Source organism: Mesorhizobium sp. (assembly GCF_004962925.1).
GTDB lineage: Bacteria > Pseudomonadota > Alphaproteobacteria > Rhizobiales > Rhizobiaceae > Mesorhizobium.
On record NZ_SUEO01000358.1, the window covers coordinates 2,900 to 3,140 of the forward strand.

Annotated in this window: 1 protein-coding gene; it reads left to right on the plus strand. The window is 65.6% G+C overall.

All coding sequences use genetic code 11. The features are described from left to right. Positions 1-133, plus strand: a 133-nt coding sequence (locus E5W87_RS34815) for a DUF3572 family protein (protein WP_292408322.1), incomplete at its 5' end; no start/stop codon positions are given. Positions 134-241: the final 108 nt, after the last annotated feature.

The following is a 241-nucleotide window of genomic DNA, read 5'->3' on the forward strand; positions in this document are numbered from 1 at the left end:
GCTGCAGTTCATCCTCGCCCACGAGCCGACGCTCATGCGGTTCGCGGAAGAAACCGGCACGCCGCCGGCTTCCGTCGGCAAGGCGCTGCGGGCGCTGCCGCTTGGCGACGACAATCATGAGCATTCCATATGAGCGACGATCCCGAAACAGCGCGGCAGATCGAGGGACTGGTCGACGACCACAGCGTTTCCAAGCGCCCCGGCAGAACCGCTTAGCCGGGGCGCTTGGAAACGCTGTGGT